Below are 18,412 nucleotides of genomic sequence, written 5' to 3' on the forward strand. Positions count from 1 at the left end.
CCATGCTTTTTCGTTATTTATAAAGCCTTAACTTTGTTTCGTTTTAATACTGTATAGAAAGCTGGAACGAATAATAAAGTAAAGAATGTAGAAAAGAATATTCCAGATATAATGGAAATTGCTAGTGGAGTAAATAAAACATCTCCACTGAACGCTATTGGTAACAACGCTGCAATAGACGTAAAGGCAGTTAAGACTACCGGACGTAATCTCGCTTTACCAGACTCGAGTACAGCCTCTGATAAAGTGGCACCTTCCTTTAACCTTTGTTCCATGAATTCAATAAATACAGTAGCGTTTCGAACAACAATACCTGCTAATGAAACAATTCCCATCATGGCCATAAAACCTAAACCAGTCTGAGTAAGGAATAAGCCAATTACTGCACCAGAAACAGCTAAATACACTGTACTCATAATGAGTAATGGAATTCTTAAGGAATTGAATTGAACGACCATTAGAATGTAAATAAGGAATATTACAATTAAAAACAACTTTCCAATTTCTATGAAAAAGTCCGCTCTAGCCGACGATTCTCCACCAACAGAAATGGAAATCTCATCTGAAACATAGTTTGTAATGATGTCGTTTACTTGTGTTTCTAATGTTGGTTTATTTTCTTCACCTGGATATACTCTAACTGTTACCGTTCTCTCCCCGTCTTTATGCGGAATTAACGGTAGTCTTTCTTCCTCTTCAGCTGTTACTAATTCATTTAAAGGTACCAATACTGGTGCACCGAATTCCGTTTGTTCTGATTTACTCGGAAGTTCGAGTGTCGATAAATTAATGGATTTTCCAGCGAGAACTCCATCTTGAATTATAGTTAATAACTCTCTTTCCGTTTCTTTCGTATTATAAGAACCTATCGGAATACCTTCTGTTACTAATCTAATTTGATTACTAATCTCTTGTACAGTAATACCGTGTTGTCGTAACATATCACGATTAGGTACATATACGACTGTAGGTAAAGGACTTCCAACATCATCAATTACAGCTCCACTGCCTTCAAGTTTGGAGATGTCTTTTTTTAATTCATTTACTACATTAATAAGTTGATCAATATTGTCTCCCTTTACAGTTAAAGCAATTGGTGCGCCAACAGGTGGACCTGCTTCAATGGTAGAGAGCATGATAACTGCTTCTGGAAATTCTGCTCTTAACTTATCTCGCCAGATTGCAATTGTTGCTTCAGCACTTTGAATGTCTCTATCTAATCTAACCACTATTTGACCTGTATTTTCACTTGCATTCGATAAAACACTTCCAAAGATTCCTGGTTCACCTTTTCCAGCAAAGATAGTCGTTTCATAGATTGCATCATCTTGAAGCAGAGAACTTTCCATCTCGCGTAAATTCGTTTCTGTTTGCGTTAATGTCGTACCAGCAGGATATGTTACCGATACTGTCAATTCTTCACGGTCAGCACTCGGGAAAAATACCACTGGGATAAATGGAACTAATGCGTATGATGCTGTACAAAATAGTAAGACAGCAAAGCCGGTTAATAATGGTTTTTTAATAATTCTCGTTAAGACTTTATCACTATACCATTCACTAACTCTTCTAAATTGATTCCCAAGGACACCATCGTTTAATTTTTTATTTTTCTTAACAGATCGGCTATGACGCCATGTTAAGAAAATTGGAACTACCGTTAAGGCTACTATTGTGGACGCAATAATCGTTGCGATTAAGACGGTAGGTAAGGCGGAAATAAATGCACCGTTTGCTCCAGAAATAAATGTTAATGGTAAGAACGTAAAGACAATCGCTAAAGTAGACGTAATAATAGATACACGTACTTCTTTCGTTCCAGTAAGTGCTCCTTGTAAAGAGCTATCACCTAACTGATATCGTCGTTGAATATTATCATTTACAACAATAGCGTCATCAACTAATATCCCAAGCGCAATAATCATTCCGATAATAGAAATTTGATTTAAATCCACTCCAGTGTAAGGCAATGGAATAAGTCCAAGTGCAATGGAAACCGGAATCGAAATGGCAACTAACAAAGCAGAAATTGCATTTAATCCGAAGAAAGTAATAATAACTACGGCAAAAATAGATATTAAAAAGGAAATTCCTAAATCTTTAAATATTTTTCCTACAATATTATTTTGTGTATAGTACATTTCTAAATTTACATCACTCGGTAGAGCTGTAGATAGTTGTTGTACTTTATCATCTACTTGACGATGTAACCTCGGAATATCGACACCTTTTTCTTGCATAATGGTTACGGTAACGGCTGGAGTTCCGTTATATAATACAAGGTCTGTTCGTTCAGTTTGTACTGAATTAAGTGTAGCGATATCACGAATATAAACGTCTGTTTCAGTATCTAACCTTTTAACAAAAACATTTTCTACTTCATCTAATTTATTTATATGTTCCATAGAAAGTTGGACATTTTTATTATTAACTTCTTTGAGCCCTAATGGGGTTACTTCCAATTCATTTTGAATTGCTTGTATGACATCAGGTAAAATCACTTCATTTTCAGCCATTTTTTCTGAATCAAGCGTTAAGAAGAAACTTTCTGTCTCAAGTCCTTTAATAGAAACTTTACGAACACCATTAATTTTCTCAAGTTCCTTTACCCATGAAAGAAGTTGATCGTCTAATTGTAACAACCTAGTTCGATCATTATGTAAAATATGATAGGAAGATAATACACCCATTTGAATATCTGAGTTCACTACTGGTTCAAAAGCATTTTCTGGAAAAGCTCTACTTACGTCAGATACTGCTTGGCGAACGAAGGAGAAAACTTCATTTCTATTAGCAGAATCTTGTAATTCTAGTACAATATTAGATATTCCTACACCTGAAACAGATGAAATGGATTGTATTCCATCAATGGATAATAGTACATCTTCTAAAGGAAAGGTGATGTCACTTTCCACTACTTCTGGTTCAGCACCAGGATAAACTGTTGTAATCGTTCCTACATTGATAGTGATTTCTGGAACTTCTCGTTTAGAAAGTTGAAAATATGTTAATAAACCAACTACTAGTAGTAACGTTAAAAAGATTAATGTTACTTTTGGTTTTTTAATAAGCGCGTCGAACACACTTGTTTCCTCCATTCAATTGTGACTATATTTTTCTATTCTAATCACAGAATAGCCCCTTTAATCGTGAATGTGCAACTTTCAGCTCTCTAAAATAAGACTTGTTATACACCGTTGTTGATTTTCTGAGAATTCAAAATTAACTTTAACAAAGCATAAAAAAGCGAATTGCTAACAACCTAAAGCAATTCGCAAAAACCCTAAACTTTTCTATTTTATTTCTAATAATAATGCTGCACCCATGCCTCCGCCGACGCATAAGGATGCAATACCTTTTTTTAGTTGTCTTCTTTTTAGTTCATGAATTAGGCTAACTACTATTCTAGTTCCTGTGCAACCTACAGGGTGGCCTAGGCTTATTCCGCTTCCATTGACATTTACTTTGTTTCGATCAAGTTTTAATTCTTTTTCTACTGCGATGTATTGGGCTGCAAATGCTTCGTTTATTTCGAATAAATCAATATCTTCAAGATTGCTATTCGTCTTTTGCAATGTTTGGCGAATTGCCGGCACTGGACCAATTCCCATTTCTTTCGGATCTACTCCAGAGACATGGAACCCTTTAATAACAGCTAGTGGCTTTATACCTTTTTCTTTTGCCACCTCTTCTGCCATTAACACAACGCAGGCCGCTCCATCATTTAAACTTGAAGCATTCCCAGCAGTTACTGTTCCATCTTTTCGAAAAGCTGGTCGCAATGATTGTAATTTTTCTAGAGAAATATTGCTTTTAGGTCCTTCATCTAACGTTATCTTCTTTTCTTCTTTTCTCTCTTTTATTGTAATAGGAACTACTTGCTCATCAAAGTATCCTTTAGTTTGCGCAGCTATTGCCCTTTCATGACCGAGAAGTGCTAGATTGTCTTGTTCTTCTCTTGTAATCTCATATTTTTCTGCTAGTATTTCTGCAGTTTCTCCCATCATAATGTGATGAATTGGATCTTCTAATACTTCCCAAACGCTGTCGTAAATTTGCGAGTGTTGTAGCCTTGCTCCCCATCTTTGTTCTTTCAGTATGTAAGGGCTTGTGCTCATCGCTTCCACACCACCAGCAATTACTACATCATTTAGCCCTGTTTGAATTTGCATCGCACCAGTAAGGATTGCTTGAAGTCCTGATGCACATTGGCGTTGAATCGTAAAACCTGTCGTTTCAGGAGGTAACCCTGCTAGTAAGCTTGCCGTTCTAGCTGTATTAGGTTGATCTGTTCTTTGAATACACTGCCCTAATATAACCTCTTGTATATCCGATTTATCCAAACCACTTTCTTGAATAACAGCTTCCATAACAGGTACTACTAAATCGGTTGGTAGCAATCTTTGAAATGCGCCACCGAAAGCCCCAACTGGCGTTCTTTTGGCAGCTACAATTACAACATTACGCATCACTTTTCCCCCTTCACCTCTAAATAATTCATAATCTTCTAACTAATTTTACCATGATATTATTCAAAAAGAAAAAGAATAACCATGAAGACAAATCTTCATCATTATTCTTTCATCATTGTTAACGCCAAGTTCGTATATTCGCTTTCCCTATTAAATCTTCAATTTTCACAAACCCAAAGTGTCTGCTGTCAAAGCTTCCTAGACGATTATCACCTACAACAAAAACATGTCCTTTTGGTACTCTTTCTTTTCCTGTTAATTCTTTTAATGAAAAATCACCAGTAAAATTACCTATTACAACATTTTTACTAACATCTTTCAGAAAATTTTCATGAACAGGCTCATCATTTATATACAAAGTATCATTTTTATATTCTAACTTTTCACCTGGAAGTCCTACTACTCTTTTGACGAAGGTTAGCTTTTGTATTCCTTGTTGAAAAACAACAATATCAAACCGTTCTGGCTTTTGAAATGTGTAGATTAATGTATTTACGCTAACATAATGCCCATCACTTAATGTAGGATTCATGGAATGACCTTCTACAATGTAATTAGATATAAAAATTACTCGAAAAGTTATGATTACTAGTAAACAAATAAAAACCATTTTCCATCTAGATAGGCTAGTTCTTTGATGTTTTACTTCCACCTAGACACTCCCCCAAGGTTTAGTTCTTTATTACTATTACTGTACCATTTTCTCAATTATCTGACTACATTTTTTTGAAGGAAAGTTAATGGAATTATCTTCATAAATACATTCTCAGTTATTTTCAACTGTTTGTAATCGATTCTCTATTCTTTTTCCTATGTACCACAACAATAGCATGACACATATGACGATTATTGTTTTGGTTGGTTTACTTATGAAAGAAACAATATCATAGCCAACATAACTAATGGAGAATATCATGACCATTTTCCCTGCTGTTAGCGCAAGTAAAAACGAATGGAACTTCATTTTTGATAAGGCAGCTACTGCATTTATTAAGAATGATGGAGAAAAAGGGAAACAAAACAATAAAAATATTGGTGCGAAACCGTGTCGCTCCACCCAACTCATCGTCTTTTGAACATTTTCTCTCTTCAAAAACTTCTGCATCCAACTTTTATTTTGTAGTCTTCTTATTAATAGAAATACAATAGTAGCTCCAACCACAGAACCGCTCCATGATATGAGAAACCCATACCATAAGCCAAAAGCAGCGGCATTTGTCAAAACGATTACAATCAAAGGTAAGAACGGTAAAAAAGCTTCCAAAATGACAAGTAAAAATCCTGGAATGGGTCCAAACGATTTATATTCTTGTAGAACTTCTAATAAATGTTCAAGTGTAAGCCATTCTTTAAGTAAAGTAATATATTCCATTTAGGGCTTTATCTCCTATTATGTATTCGTTTATCAGTATATTTTATGAAACGGACTTATTTATATGAAATAGTATCATATTTAGTAGAATAAGTCATAATTTTACAATATTGATACATAAAAATAACAATCTTACAAATTATAATTAGTACATCTTAGATTTTACCTAAAAAGAAGTGGCGCTTTACTAAGTAAAGCGTCACTTCTTTTATACCTTAATTTTATAAATATGAAACAAACCAGTCTTTAATATATTCTAGGCGATGAATTCTGAGTGCTGGGTCACCACTTCTTGATAATTCATGGTTTGCACCTGGAAAGCGCACAAATTTTGTTGTTTTCCCTTGTCTTTTTAATGTAATAAACAGTTGTTCTGCTTGTTCAATAGGACATCTGTAGTCTCTCTCACCATGTAAAATTAATAATGGAGTGTTTATATTATTTACGTATTTTAACGGGGAGTGATTCCAAAGCTTTTCCATCTTCTCTCCCATATCTCCTCCAACTTCCCATTCTGAGAAATAATACCCAATGTCACTAACTCCATAAAAACTAATCCAGTTTGAAATGGATCTTTGCGTTACAGCTGCTTTAAAACGGTCACTATGACCAACAATCCAGTTAGTCATAAACCCACCGTAACTTCCTCCTGTAACACCTAACTTATTTTCATCAATCCAATCAAAGTTTTCTAATGCGTAATCAACCGCACTCATTACATCTAAATAATCTTTCCCTCCATAATCTCCTCTTACAGCGTCTACAAATGTTTGTCCATATCCATGACTTCCACGAGGGTTCGTGAATAATACTGCGAACCCCTGTGAAGTTAATACTTGAAACTCATGAAAATAAGTGTTGGCATACATTGCATGCGGACCACCATGAATTTCTAATATTAAAGGATATTTTTCCCCTTCCTTAAAACCGACTGGCTTCATTATCCAACCTTGTACTTCCCATCCGTCAGGAGCATGAAATGTAAATGACTCGGCTGAACTTATCTCTACTTCTTTTAACCACTCTTCATTTACGTTCGTTAACTGTGTTCTCGTTTGGCTAGCTAAATTTAAATGATAAAGTTCGCCTGGGCTTACAGGTGTACTAGTTGCTATGATTGCCTCATGACTAGAAGTTTTCATTGTAATTCCGTATATATTTTCTTGTTCTAAAACAATTGGATACATAGCTCCATCAAGAGAACCGTAATACAGGCCAGTGCTACCTTGATCACTAACTAAAAAATAAAATCCTTCACTGTCTTCTGTCCATATAAGACCTGGATTAACTGTACCTGAATGAAGATCACCAATTGCTACATTTCCAACTTCAATATCTAAACTTCCACTTAAACATTGAAGGCTCTCTGCATTCACATCATATACCCAGACTCTCGTTAAGGTTGCACTATCGAACTCTTTTTCGTGTCCTAAGAACCCTAGCTTTTCTCCATTTGGAGACCATGAAATAGTAGAGAAAAAACCGTTACTATTGGTTATTTTCTTTGTCTCTTTACTTGAAATATTCATTATAAATACGTCTGTTACGAGAGATGTATCTGGATCGTCTTCTTGGTTTGTTACATATGCTACATGTTTTCCATAAGGTGAGAAAACAGCACTTCCGTGGTCACGATTTCCCTCAGTTAGTAGAGTAACTTCTTTTGTATGTAAATTAATCAAGGCTAGGTGATCATTTTTTTCATCAATGAACCCTTTTGCATCCGATTTATATATTAAACGATCCACTACTAATGGCTCTGGCTTTTTCTTTTCTTCTTTTTTTGTTGCTTTTCCAGTTAAGTCATCTTCAGGTGTAACCGAAGTGGAAAACAGCAATTGATTACCACATGGTGACCACACTGGATTTGATGCTCCATTTGGACAGTATGTAAGCTGTTCTGCTTCTCCACCATTAACATTTAGTGTGTAGATTTGTGACTTGTCGTTTCGAGTTGATACAAACGCTAATTTTTCCCCACATGGCGACCATCTTGGAGCGTGATTACGATATTCACCAAATGTGTATGGAGTAACTTTTCCTCCTATCACCCCTACGTATATGTTCGAAATGTATTTATTATCCTCTTCGTTTATATGTGTTTGAACATAAGCATATTTTTCTGTACTTGTATGCCATTGCGGATCTATAACTGACTTTAATTGAAACAAATCTTGAGACACAACCTTACGTTTCCTCGTCATATGTAACTCATCTCCTCTTCTTTGTTACGTTATTTAGTTCAACAAACGAATTAAAAATCCTTTTATATATTTTTTCAAAAATAGTTGCATAAATAAAAGAAGTTCGTATAAAATAATCATACGAACAAACGTTCTTTAGTTGAGAGGAGTGTGTGAACAATGACAAGATTATCTAATGAACAAATCGCCTTGTTTGAACAGGCTATTTACTTACCTTTACTAATTATCATTCTTGAACGTGATTTGGTAGCAATTAAAGATAGTAAAATTAAATTAAAAGATCCATACGTTCAACTAATAGACCTTTTATTAAAAAGAATACAGTTACAACTTCAAACCGTAAAAAGCGCTATGCAAAAACAGAACATGAAACTCCATAAACTTAACCAGGATGAATCATTTACTTTGTACGCCTTTTTATTTAATGGTTACGAAGAACATCATAATTATTTTAATCCTCGCATTCGTAACAAAGTTAACGATATGTTGATTCAAGCATTTACAAACAGATATATGGTTAATGAAAAATTGGAACAGACTTAGGCGGAGTTTGCTCTTTTAACGAGATGTGTAACTTGTTTTGGGCATTCACCGCCGCATAAAAAACATCAGACATTTTAGCAATCTTCCTTTTTAAAAGCTCTTCACGCAACCATGCTTCGTTCAATCCTTGGAATTCTAAAGCTTCCACATAAAGCTTGCCGTCAATGATGACTGGAATTTCTACTCCAGTGTTTTTTGGATTCAATTGAATATGCTCTATTCTTGCATGTTCTTTTTCTAGTTTTACTTTTACAGACAGTTCACCATTTGCTTCAATAAAGGCGAATTGGACGTCTGATACATGAAACACTTCTTTTTGTCTTAACATTTGTAAAATGTTATCGATAGAATAACTAATTTTCCGCATGTTTTCCACATGAAATTGACCGTTATAAATTACTAATGTTGGCTCAAAAGTTAAAAACCTACCAACTCGACGACTTTTAATCTTCCACCAAGCAATAAACTTTTGTAAGATTGCAATAGCAATAATAGCCCCGACTGTATGCAAGTGATGAATACTAGGGTCGGCTATATCTGCTCCAACAACTGCACCAAGCGTAATAATAACTAAAAAATCAAAAACTGGTAGTTCTCCTACTGACCGTTTTCCCATATATAGTGCCAATATTAAAGTTAATGGCAGAATAGTAAAAATCCTAAATAAGACCTTTAACAAGTCAAACAAAAGTTCCAAAATAAACAACCTCCTTCTTTATATGTTTTTCAAGAAGGAAAAAGCTATTCATCTTTAAAAATAGTTTCTTTAACAAAAGGAGCACACAATATATAATTGTGCACTCAGAAAAGGATTATTTCTTTTTTATCATACGATCTTTATTACTACTATGTGTACTAAACTCATATAACCAAACAGGTTCGCTAACTAGTTTATTTGTAGTATCATTTAACATTTTCATGTTCTGTTCATATTTAGAACGTAGGTAGACTGTTTTTTCTACTTGTTTCTTAAAAGAACTTAAGGAAACAGGTACTACTTCATTAATTCCGTTTACAAATGTGACTAATGTCCCTAGCCGTGATTGCTTTTCTTGGGTCAACACATGCGGTTCGGAAATCCAAATACATTCTTCTTTAGATGGAGATGTAGTAGGGAAAAAATACATTCCTTTTGAGCTATCCATTATAATAGGAACTTTATATTGAATTGCTGCAATATATTTAGAAGCCTCTTTTCTTCCACTATAACTGGAACCATAGAACAAACAACCTGAATTTAATAGTTCTTGTGGTGTAAGTGAAACAAACAATTCTCTATTAACTTCTAATATACGTGAAATAATCGTATCCTTTTCTACGAAAGGAAAAATTGCCATTGTTTGCGCAGTAATTTTGTAATCAGAAAACTTACGAAAATACGACATTTAAACCCCTCCCATTTGAAAATTATGTAATTTCAAGATGGATTATAGCAAATTTTGCTATAAAAGTACATATATTGTTAGAATTTTTTGAAATAAAAGAAATTATTGTCGAATGAGATTGGATATTGGCTAACAAAATATTTTTATCAGAATATTTTAAAAATTGTTGTTTTTATAAAATTAAATCCATATAATAAGAAAAAGGTATTAGAGGTGAAGACTTGTGAAAAATGAAAAGTCTTATACAGAGTTGATGAAACTAAAAAAACAACAAGCAAAAAAGAGTTCCCCCGAAAACTATGTGATGAACGTCTACGTACAAATGATATTAGATGAATCCCTATTCCTTTATCGAAAAAATAAACTTCAATCAAAAATTGATTCCGCATTAGACTCCAATAATCGTACTCTATTTCTCTCCCTATCCAAAGAATATAATCACTTTTTAACCCAATGGTCCAACAACTAATTTCAATTCAACTATTTACAATCATTCCAGGTACGTAAAAAAGACCAATCCTGTATTCATATTTACAGGCTTGGGTCTTTTTTCTGTTTTACTACTCTTCTCTTCTATATGTTTCTAAGTAATGAATACGATCTGCCATTGGAGGATGCGTATATCGAAATATCTTAATTAAGCGGGGCGGATTTACTTCACTCAAGCTAGCTTTTGTTAGCTCTTGAAATGCACCTATTGCTGCATCAGTATTGTTTGTAAGTTCAATAGCATACACATCTGCCGTATGTTCTTGATGTCTTGAAATATAATTTGTTATCGGACTAACGACAAACAGTAGTATAGAAAAAGCTAATATAAACAGAGGTAAAGATGCGTATTCCCTTCTATCTTTAATATGAATTAAAAGACCCCATTTTGTAATTACCATTGTTACAACGAGATTGATAAGGAAGAAGGCAAGTAGTGAAAAAATAACATATCCAAAAACACCTATCGTTACATGATTCATGTCGTAATGGCCAATTTCATGTGCCATAATAAATAATATTTCTTCCTTCGTTAAGTTTTGCAACAACGTGTCCCATAACACAATCCTAGAGTTACCTCCCACCCCTGTTACATACGCATTTATTGCATTTGTTTTCTCAGACATATTTACCTCAAACACTCTATCAGCTGGAACGTTCGCTTGCTCGGCAAGGTTCAAAATTTCCGCTTCTAATTGTTTATCTTGTAGAGGGTAAAAGTCATTATATAAAGGATCTATAAAGATAGGTTGAATATACATAAAGAAAAAGATAAACGGAATAAACAGTAACCATGTGATAACCCACCAATATGTACGAAACTTTCTTATCACAAAATAAACGACTAAAACAACAATCCAAAGTAAAATAAAACCTTCCAAAAAACTTATAAATTGATCCCGCATCCAATGTGGAAAGGATTGCACCAAAATATTGTACTGTTTTGCTAAAAAATAACGGACAACCTTTAAAGGGAAACTTACAAGTGTTACTAAGAGTGAAAGAAAGAAAACATAAATTCCCGCTTGTATCCAATTACGTCTCGTCGATTTTTCGGCCATATGTTGAAATAATCGGCCAACGCCAGTAATTAGTAAAATAAAGTAGACAATCCATTCAAAAGGCACAGATAAGAAATAAAGAAAATTGCGTACTTTAGAATATTCTTGTGACATAAATAATTGCTCGGTTGTTAAAAATGTGGCAGGATCTGCCCTTGTACCAATTAAATGTTCTGGTAAGTCACCTACGCCTGGTAAGGATAAATAAATGTACATTACGACTGCGTAAACGATGTAAGCACCAATAATGGAAACTATTATCTTTTTCAAATAACTTCCCCCTTTTTCACTATAGTTATAGTGCTAAACGTGGCATTCATACAATGTTCATTCTTTTCTTATAAATCCTATATTACACATCTTTAGTCTCCTATATTATAGAAATATACACAACGTCAAAATGATATTAACATTGAGGTGAAAAGATAATGAAAAATTGGATTGCTTTTAGTGCATTTATTATTATGTTAGGTGTTAGTTTTGGGATATATTATTTTTCAGTTCATAAAGTGAGTGCCATGGAGATTCCTGAGAATATTGTCCTGGAGTCTATTGATGGTGATACTTTTTCATTTGATAGCGCTCCTAAAAAGGTGCGATTTATTGAATTTATTTACACAAAATGCCCTTATATTTGCCCAACAACTACATTGCACATGAAAGATTTAAAAGCTGATTTACGTGAGTCTGGCATTACAAATGAAGAAGTAGAATTTTTAATTATTACAATAGATCCTAGAAGAGATACAAAAGAAGTTTTAATGGAATACTCAGAAACATTTAATATTGATACAAACGACGGTTGGAAAGTACTTCGTGCAGAAGCAAGTGAGATCGAACTTTTAACCCGTTCATTTGATTACTACTATCAAGATCCCGGAAACGGAATGATTACTCACACTTCGTCCACTTACTTGCTTGATCAACAAAACAATGTTGTAGCTGTTTATGGTATGGGGGATAACGGTTTTGATAAAGAAAAGATATTTAATAGAATTCAAAAATTACTAAATAAATAGTTGATAAAAAGGCTATTTTTGCAAAGCTTGTTGTTATGCAAATAATTAAAAACCTTGAGTGGATTGGAGCGGAAGGAACCTGACTCCTGCGGGACATAGAGCGAAGCGGGAGACCCCACAGGCGGTTACCGCCGAGGAGGCTCCCGTCGCTCCCCGCGGAAAGCAGGTTCCTGCAGCGAAAAGGAACGGATAGAATATATATCCAAAATCAACAATCTTTTAGAAAAGAGCCTTATGAAATTAATACAAACAAATAGCTTTTTAAAAATGAGTCAAAGCGCCTTAATGTGTTTTGGCTCATTTTTTTAACCTAATATCCAAGAATAGATAGTTAGCGCAACAATAGCACTTAAAACAACGAAAATAACATTAGCTCCTATGTATGCCACAACAAACGCAGTTGCAAGGCCAATAATTCCAAACATAATATCATCATTTATATAAAAAACACTCGGAACAATTAAAGCTCCCAGTATAGCATAAGGGACATTCTTCAAAACAGCTTGCAAAAATGGCGGCAATTCTTTTCCTTTGAACATGACAAATGGTATAAGTCTAGGCAAATATGTTACTACTGCCATACCAATTATTAAGATGACAATTGTGCTATTCATTTGCTATCGCCCCCTTTTGGAAACGTTGAAAGAGAAACTCTACTCCAACCGCACTTATAATCGTTGCACAAATAATAGCCCATCCTTGTTGTAATTGTACTATATGCAGAAAGAAAGTATTTAACACCGCTGCCGTCCCAGCTAACACGACTATTTTACGATGTTTTTTTAACGAAGGTACTAACAGTCCGACAAACATTGCATATAAAGCAATAGACATACTTTCTTGTAAAGTAGACGGTAAGCCACTTCCTATTACATGGCCCACTCCTGAACTAATTACCCAACTAGAAAAGGAAACCGTAATAACACCAAACATGTATCCTGTTTGAATAGTACCTTCTTTTGTAGCTGCGACGGAAAATGTTTCGTCCGTTATACCAAAAGAATATAATGCTTTTTTCCAAAGGGAATCTTCTTCTACTTTTTCGTTTAGAGTGGTACTCATTAAAAAATGGCGGATGTTTAAAATAAATGTTGTTAACACAATTTCAAACGTGCCAAGCCCTAGCGCTAACATGTTTAATGACATGTATTGTGCAGCACCAGCAAAAACGAATAAGCTCATCATCACTGTTTCTGTTGCTGTTAATCCAACTGATTTTGCTAAAAGCCCAAATGTAATGGCTATCGGAATGTACCCTATTGCAATGGCAAGTCCTGCTTGAACACCTTTTCGAAAAGGCGTGACATGATGTGAAACAACGGTTGTAGCCATTCACACTCCCCCTGACTAGTGTTTGTTTTATAAATAATATACTAGTGTTATAGGAAGAATGTAAATAAAATTATTTCGATAACCGTAAAAAGAGCAAACCTGTTTTTCATTCAGGTTTGCTCTCTTTTACTAGTATTCTTCTATTTTCCTTTAAATTGTGGCGCTCTTTTCTCTTGAAAAGCGACAAGTGCCTCTACACGGTCTTCGGTTGGGATAATGACCTCATATGCTTTTCTTTCTATTTGTAAACCAGTTTGTACGTCAACGCTCATCCCTTGTCTTATCGCAAACTTCGCTTGTTGAACCGCTAGTGGGCCATTTTTAGAAATTTCTCCAGCAAACTCATATGCTTCTATTAAAACTAGGGAAGGCTCTTCTACTAGTCTTGTAATTAGCCCCCAATCGTATGCTTCTTTCGCAGTAAATCTTCTTGCCGTAAGAATAAGCTCCATCGCTTTCGCTTCTCCAACGATGCGAGGTAGGCGTTGCGTGCCACCCGCACCTGGAATGATAGCTAGGCTAGTTTCTGTTAAGCCCATTTTCACATCATGTGCAGCAATGCGGAAATCACATGCTAGTAGTAGTTCCATTCCTCCACCAAAAGCATATCCATTAATAGCGGCAATTGTCGGTTGAGGAAGCGTTGCAATTCTATTAAATACATCACCTATTTTAAATACATTCCGGCGAACTTGTGCTTCTGTTAACGTTCTTCTTTCTTTCAAGTCTGCTCCAACACTAAAAGCTTTGTCTCCTGCAGCAGTAATTACCACAACACGTACATCACTATTCGTTCTTAATTCGTCTGCTACTTCCCCTAACTTGACTAACATATCATAATTAAACGCATTCATCGCTTCAGGGCGGTTAAGCGTAACAGTGGCAATATAATTATTAATTTCTAAGTTGATATAATTCATTTTTATCCTCCTTGAGATTGTTAGCGTTTACACGTCTTTTTTTATATTCTCTAAGGAGTTGTTTTTTCCTGCAAAAACTAGACTCCTAGTTTTTCTTTTAACGCTCTGCGCAAAATTTTACCTGTCGTATTTTTCGGAAGTTCATCTAAGAACTCAATAGATGAAGGTAGCTTATATTTCGCTAAATATTCTCTACAGTAAGTGATAAGTTCTTCTTCTGTAATAGTTTCTTTTGTTACTATGAAACATTTTACCGCTTCCCCTAAGTTTGCATCAGGTACACCAACTACGGCTACTTCAATTACACTTGGATGGTTGTAAAGTACTTCTTCCACTTCTCGTGGATATACATTATATCCACCAACGATAATCATGTCTTTTTTCCGATCGACAATGTAAAAATATCCTTCATCGTCCATTTTCGCCATGTCCCCTGTGTATAGCCATCCTTCTTTTATTGTATAAGCGGTTTCTTCTGGCATATTGTAATAGCCTTTCATAACATTTGGACCACATACAATTAACTCTCCTACTTCACCTACCGCTACTTCTTCTCCAAGCTCATTTACTACTTTATTTTCCACATTTACGATGCTCGTACCAATTGATCCTGCTTTACGAGGTCTATCAAGTGGATTAAAGCATGTTACTGGAGCCGCTTCAGAAAGACCATACCCTTCAGAAATGATAACGTTGAATTTCTTTTCGAAGTTTTTCAATAAAGCAACAGGCATAGAAGCTCCACCAGAAATACATAAACGTAAGGAAGATAAATCTTCAACGTCTACACCTTCATGTTGCAATAAGAAGTTGTACATTGTTGGCACGCCAGCAAATACAGTTGCTTCATGCTTTTTTGTTATTTCAAAAATATGTTGCGGGCTAAACCTAGGAACAATAATAACTGTTGCTCCATTCATAAGTGGTGCATTAAGTGCTACAGTTAAACAAAAAACATGGAACATCGGCAAAGTCGCAATAACACGATCCGATTCATTCACTTTTAAAAAATCAGCCACATCTTTTGCATTGCGATATAAATTTTTGTGAGTTAACATAGCTCCTTTTGGCTTCCCAGTTGTTCCAGAAGTGTAAAGAATAATGGCTACATCATCCTCGTGTAAATCTGGGCCTTCATATTGGTAGCTACCTGCGCCAAGTATGGATGTAAACGATTTCATTTTTTGGAAAACTGTTAGCTGTTCCACTGGCAAATCTTTTGATTTTTCTTGTCCTTGAGGTGTTTCACATATGATGTAAGACTCTACTTTAGGTAAGTAATGATGAAGTTTTTCAAACAGTGGTACTAGTAAGTCTAGCGTAACGATTGCTTTTACATCCCCATCGTTCACGATGTAACTAATTTCATCTGGGGTGTAAATTGGGTTTACTGGTATGACAGTAGCACCTAATCTAGCTGCTCCATACATGGCAACAATAAAATATGGTGAGTTACCTAACAATATCGCAACGTGGTCACCTTTTGTTACTCCCATTTTTTCAAGGCCAGATGCAAAAGCATTTACAGCTGCATTCAATTCTGCGTAAGTTTTCGATTCCCCTTCGAATAAATACGCTTCTTTCATTGGATTCATTTGTGCTGTTAGCGAAAGTTGCGAAGAAATATTCAATCTGTTTCTCCCCTTTAATATGTATAGTAGTTTTTTGAATGAACAATCATTCATTTTCTTCCATTACCATTATAGGACAATAACTTCGAAATGTCATCCGATTAGTTTGTAAATATTTAATTTTCAGTCTACTTTTTTCTGAAATAAAGAAGAAGCTGTCTACAAATTAAAGACAGCTTCTTTGTAATTAATAAATCAACTCTATAATTTCTTCTTTTGTTACATTTCCAAAATAATGTTGTACGTCAAGTTGGGACAAGGCGTTTTCAATTTCTGATTTTTCGTATTTGACACCTTGAAGTTTTGCTTCGATATCGATAACATCACCAACACCAAAAAAGTCACCGTATATTTTACACTTTTCGATTTGTCCTTTTTTCACTTCTAAACGAATATCTATTTGTCCAACTGGAAAACGATGAGAATGTTGTACGTTGAAAGAAGGTGATTTACCGTAATTCCAATCCCAGTTTTGATAACGTTCTTTAGACAACTCGTGTATCTTTTCCCAATCAGATTCTGTTAGTGTATAGTGAGGAACTTCTTCCCCTTTAAAAATTGCTTGTATTAATAGAGTGCGGAACTGCTCAATTGTCATATTATCGTTCATAAATTCTTTAATATTCGCCACTCTACTTCTGATTGATTTTATACCTTTAGACTCAATCTTCTCTTTCTTAACGTTAAGCGCAGAAACAACATGTTCAATTTCGGAGTTGAACAGTAATGTACCATGGCTAAACATTCTACCTTTAGTAGAGAATTGAGCATTTCCTGAAATTTTGCGCCCTTCTACAAGAATGTCATTTCTTCCGCTTAGCTCAGCATTAATTCCTAAGCTCTTTAATGCTTCAATAACTGGTGCCGTAAATTTTCTGAAGTTATGGAAGCTCTCGCCATCATCTTTTGTAATAAAACTAAAATTCAAATTACCTAAATCATGGTACACTGCTCCACCACCTGAAAGGCGCCGAACTACATGTATTCCATTGTCTTCTACATACTTTGTATTAATTTCTTCTACTGAGTTTTGATTTTTGCCAATAATAATAGATGGTTCGTTTATATAGAAAAGTAAGTATGTGTCTTCAATCGGTAAGTTTTTTAACGCAAACTCTTCAATCGCTAAGTTTATCCTTGGATCTGTAATTCCTTTATTATCGATAAATAACATATTATATCGTTCCTTTCTCCCAAACGAGTCCAGCATGGGCTAAGCTGACCTCGCCATCATATAGTGTCTTTGCTTCTGTTACTAATTGTTCGTGTTCACCAAAGTGTGGTAAGTGTGTTAATAACAGTTTTTGCACATTAGCCTCTTTGGCAATTTTTGCAGCATCGTGACTATTCATATGGCCAGCCCCTTTACCATCTTGAGCTGCATAAAAATTACATTCACAAATAAACAAATCCGCATCTTTCGTAAACGGAATAAACGAGTCAAGATAGCTAGAGTCTGCTGTATAAACAACTGTTGCATCCCCTGTTTTAATTTTCATAGCATAGCAAACAACTGGATGTGCCGTTTTTAAAAATTCTATTGAAAACGGGCCTATATGTAATATTTCGTTTGGATTATAATCCATACTTTTTGTAATATTTTTATGAGTTAATTTTTCAAAGGCTTCTTTGTCATCTCCATGACCGTAAATAGGAAGAGTTTCTGTACCTTTACCTAAAAAAGTTGCAATTAGACGAGCAAATTGAAGCGGGCCAATATCTGCTACATGATCATGGTGATAATGAGAAAGAATCACTGCATTTAAATTTGTTGGCTCCGTGTAATTTTGTAGCTGTGCTAATACACCACTACCACAGTCTACTAATAACTGAAAGTCATCACTTTCAAAAATATATCCACTCGTTGCACTATTTACTCCAGGGTAGCCGCCCCAAAAGCCTACAACAGTAACTTTCATTTACTTCACCCTCACTTTTTCTTTAACTGAAGCATTAAATTCTTCACACAATATCAGTTTATCAT

17 protein-coding genes are annotated in these 18,412 nt (G+C 34.8%); 3 read left to right on the top strand and 14 right to left on the bottom strand.

Features of this window, described 5'->3' with window-relative positions; translation table 11 throughout:
* Positions 1-17: 17 nt before the first annotated feature.
* The 5 genes from CDZ89_RS14790 to CDZ89_RS14810 form a co-directional block, all read right to left on the bottom strand.
* Entirely contained in the window at positions 18-3,083 is a 3,066-nt protein-coding gene (locus CDZ89_RS14790; protein ID WP_096155206.1) for an efflux RND transporter permease subunit, read from the bottom strand.
* A gap of 210 nt (positions 3,084-3,293) precedes the next feature.
* The gene (locus CDZ89_RS14795; protein WP_100333908.1) at positions 3,294-4,469 is read right to left on the bottom strand and encodes a thiolase family protein; all 1,176 of its coding nucleotides are present in this window, start codon (positions 4,467-4,469) and stop codon (positions 3,294-3,296) included.
* Positions 4,470-4,590: 121 nt separating this feature from the next.
* Positions 4,591-5,124, bottom strand: a complete 534-nt coding sequence (gene lepB / locus CDZ89_RS14800; protein ID WP_227521518.1) for a signal peptidase I — start codon at positions 5,122-5,124, stop codon at positions 4,591-4,593.
* Positions 5,125-5,238: 114 nt separating this feature from the next.
* Complete coding sequence (locus tag CDZ89_RS14805) at positions 5,239-5,844, bottom strand: TVP38/TMEM64 family protein (protein ID WP_096155208.1); 606 nt, start codon at positions 5,842-5,844, stop codon at positions 5,239-5,241.
* 221 nt (positions 5,845-6,065) lie between these two features.
* Positions 6,066-8,048, bottom strand: coding sequence for a S9 family peptidase (locus tag CDZ89_RS14810; RefSeq protein ID WP_100333909.1), 1,983 nt, complete (start codon positions 8,046-8,048; stop codon positions 6,066-6,068).
* 159 nt (positions 8,049-8,207) lie between these two features.
* Between CDZ89_RS14810 and CDZ89_RS14815 the strand changes: the two genes are divergently transcribed.
* Complete coding sequence (locus CDZ89_RS14815) at positions 8,208-8,591, top strand: YhjD family protein (RefSeq protein WP_096155210.1); 384 nt, start codon at positions 8,208-8,210, stop codon at positions 8,589-8,591.
* Here CDZ89_RS14815 and CDZ89_RS14820 read toward each other — a convergent pair.
* Together CDZ89_RS14820 and CDZ89_RS14825 are read right to left on the bottom strand one after the other, a co-directional pair.
* Complete coding sequence (locus CDZ89_RS14820; RefSeq protein ID WP_100333910.1) at positions 8,566-9,288, bottom strand: DUF421 domain-containing protein; 723 nt, start codon at positions 9,286-9,288, stop codon at positions 8,566-8,568. The genes CDZ89_RS14815 and CDZ89_RS14820 overlap by 26 nt on opposite strands.
* Before the next feature lie 115 nt (positions 9,289-9,403).
* The gene (locus CDZ89_RS14825) at positions 9,404-9,976 is read right to left on the bottom strand and encodes a competence protein ComK (protein WP_096155211.1); all 573 of its coding nucleotides are present in this window, start codon (positions 9,974-9,976) and stop codon (positions 9,404-9,406) included.
* A gap of 223 nt (positions 9,977-10,199) precedes the next feature.
* Here CDZ89_RS14825 and CDZ89_RS14830 point away from each other — a divergent pair, with 223 nt between their 5' ends.
* Positions 10,200-10,445, top strand: coding sequence for an IDEAL domain-containing protein (locus CDZ89_RS14830; RefSeq protein WP_096155212.1), 246 nt, complete (start codon positions 10,200-10,202; stop codon positions 10,443-10,445).
* Positions 10,446-10,536: 91 nt separating this feature from the next.
* Here the strand turns inward: CDZ89_RS14830 and CDZ89_RS14835 are convergent, their stop codons facing one another.
* A complete protein-coding gene (locus CDZ89_RS14835) occupies positions 10,537-11,796 on the bottom strand; it encodes a M48 family metallopeptidase (RefSeq protein WP_100333911.1) in 1,260 nt (419 codons plus the stop codon).
* Between the two features lie 158 nt (positions 11,797-11,954).
* Here CDZ89_RS14835 and CDZ89_RS14840 point away from each other — a divergent pair, with 158 nt between their 5' ends.
* On the top strand, positions 11,955-12,545 hold the full coding sequence (locus CDZ89_RS14840) for an SCO family protein (RefSeq protein ID WP_096155214.1): 591 nt from the start codon (positions 11,955-11,957) through the stop codon (positions 12,543-12,545).
* A 305-nt stretch (positions 12,546-12,850) separates the two neighbouring features.
* Here CDZ89_RS14840 and CDZ89_RS14845 read toward each other — a convergent pair whose 3' ends face one another.
* From CDZ89_RS14845 to CDZ89_RS14870, 6 genes are all read right to left on the bottom strand, one after another.
* Positions 12,851-13,159 carry an AzlD domain-containing protein gene (locus CDZ89_RS14845; protein WP_096155215.1) on the bottom strand — a complete coding sequence of 103 codons (309 nt, stop codon included), beginning with the start codon at positions 13,157-13,159 and terminating at the stop codon, positions 12,851-12,853.
* A complete protein-coding gene (locus CDZ89_RS14850; protein WP_096155216.1) occupies positions 13,152-13,877 on the bottom strand; it encodes an AzlC family ABC transporter permease in 726 nt (241 codons plus the stop codon). The genes CDZ89_RS14845 and CDZ89_RS14850 overlap by 8 nt, the downstream gene beginning before the upstream one ends.
* Positions 13,878-14,017: 140 nt before the next feature.
* Positions 14,018-14,797 (bottom strand): enoyl-CoA hydratase-related protein, encoded by a 780-nt coding sequence (locus CDZ89_RS14855; RefSeq protein ID WP_096155217.1) that lies wholly within the window; start codon positions 14,795-14,797, stop codon positions 14,018-14,020.
* A gap of 77 nt (positions 14,798-14,874) precedes the next feature.
* On the bottom strand, positions 14,875-16,428 hold the full coding sequence (locus CDZ89_RS14860; protein ID WP_100333912.1) for a fatty acid--CoA ligase family protein: 1,554 nt from the start codon (positions 16,426-16,428) through the stop codon (positions 14,875-14,877).
* 187 nt (positions 16,429-16,615) lie between these two features.
* Positions 16,616-17,602, bottom strand: coding sequence for a lipoate--protein ligase (locus tag CDZ89_RS14865; protein WP_096155219.1), 987 nt, complete (start codon positions 17,600-17,602; stop codon positions 16,616-16,618).
* Position 17,603: 1 nt separating this feature from the next.
* Positions 17,604-18,347 (bottom strand): MBL fold metallo-hydrolase, encoded by a 744-nt coding sequence (locus CDZ89_RS14870; protein WP_100333913.1) that lies wholly within the window; start codon positions 18,345-18,347, stop codon positions 17,604-17,606.
* Positions 18,348-18,412 lie beyond the last annotated feature (65 nt).

The organism is Bacillus alkalisoli, from assembly GCF_002797415.1.
GTDB lineage: Bacteria > Bacillota > Bacilli > Bacillales > Bacillaceae_I > Bacillus_CD > Bacillus_CD alkalisoli.

Excerpts from the sequence above, each read along its gene's own strand:
- CDZ89_RS14795 (WP_100333908.1), bottom strand. The coding sequence starts at position 4,469 with ATGCGTAATGTTGTAATTGTAGCTGCCAAAAGAACGCCAGTTGGGGCT.
- CDZ89_RS14805 (WP_096155208.1), bottom strand. The coding sequence starts at position 5,844 with ATGGAATATATTACTTTACTTAAAGAATGGCTTACACTTGAACATTTA.
- CDZ89_RS14810 (WP_100333909.1), bottom strand. The coding sequence starts at position 8,048 with ATGACGAGGAAACGTAAGGTTGTGTCTCAAGATTTGTTTCAATTAAAG.
- CDZ89_RS14815 (WP_096155210.1), top strand. The coding sequence starts at position 8,208 with ATGACAAGATTATCTAATGAACAAATCGCCTTGTTTGAACAGGCTATT.
- CDZ89_RS14825 (WP_096155211.1), bottom strand. The coding sequence starts at position 9,976 with ATGTCGTATTTTCGTAAGTTTTCTGATTACAAAATTACTGCGCAAACA.
- CDZ89_RS14840 (WP_096155214.1), top strand. The coding sequence starts at position 11,955 with ATGAAAAATTGGATTGCTTTTAGTGCATTTATTATTATGTTAGGTGTT.
- CDZ89_RS14845 (WP_096155215.1), bottom strand. The coding sequence starts at position 13,159 with ATGAATAGCACAATTGTCATCTTAATAATTGGTATGGCAGTAGTAACA.
- CDZ89_RS14850 (WP_096155216.1), bottom strand. The coding sequence starts at position 13,877 with ATGGCTACAACCGTTGTTTCACATCATGTCACGCCTTTTCGAAAAGGT.
- CDZ89_RS14855 (WP_096155217.1), bottom strand. The coding sequence starts at position 14,797 with ATGAATTATATCAACTTAGAAATTAATAATTATATTGCCACTGTTACG.
- CDZ89_RS14865 (WP_096155219.1), bottom strand. The coding sequence starts at position 17,602 with ATGTTATTTATCGATAATAAAGGAATTACAGATCCAAGGATAAACTTA.
- CDZ89_RS14870 (WP_100333913.1), bottom strand. The coding sequence starts at position 18,347 with ATGAAAGTTACTGTTGTAGGCTTTTGGGGCGGCTACCCTGGAGTAAAT.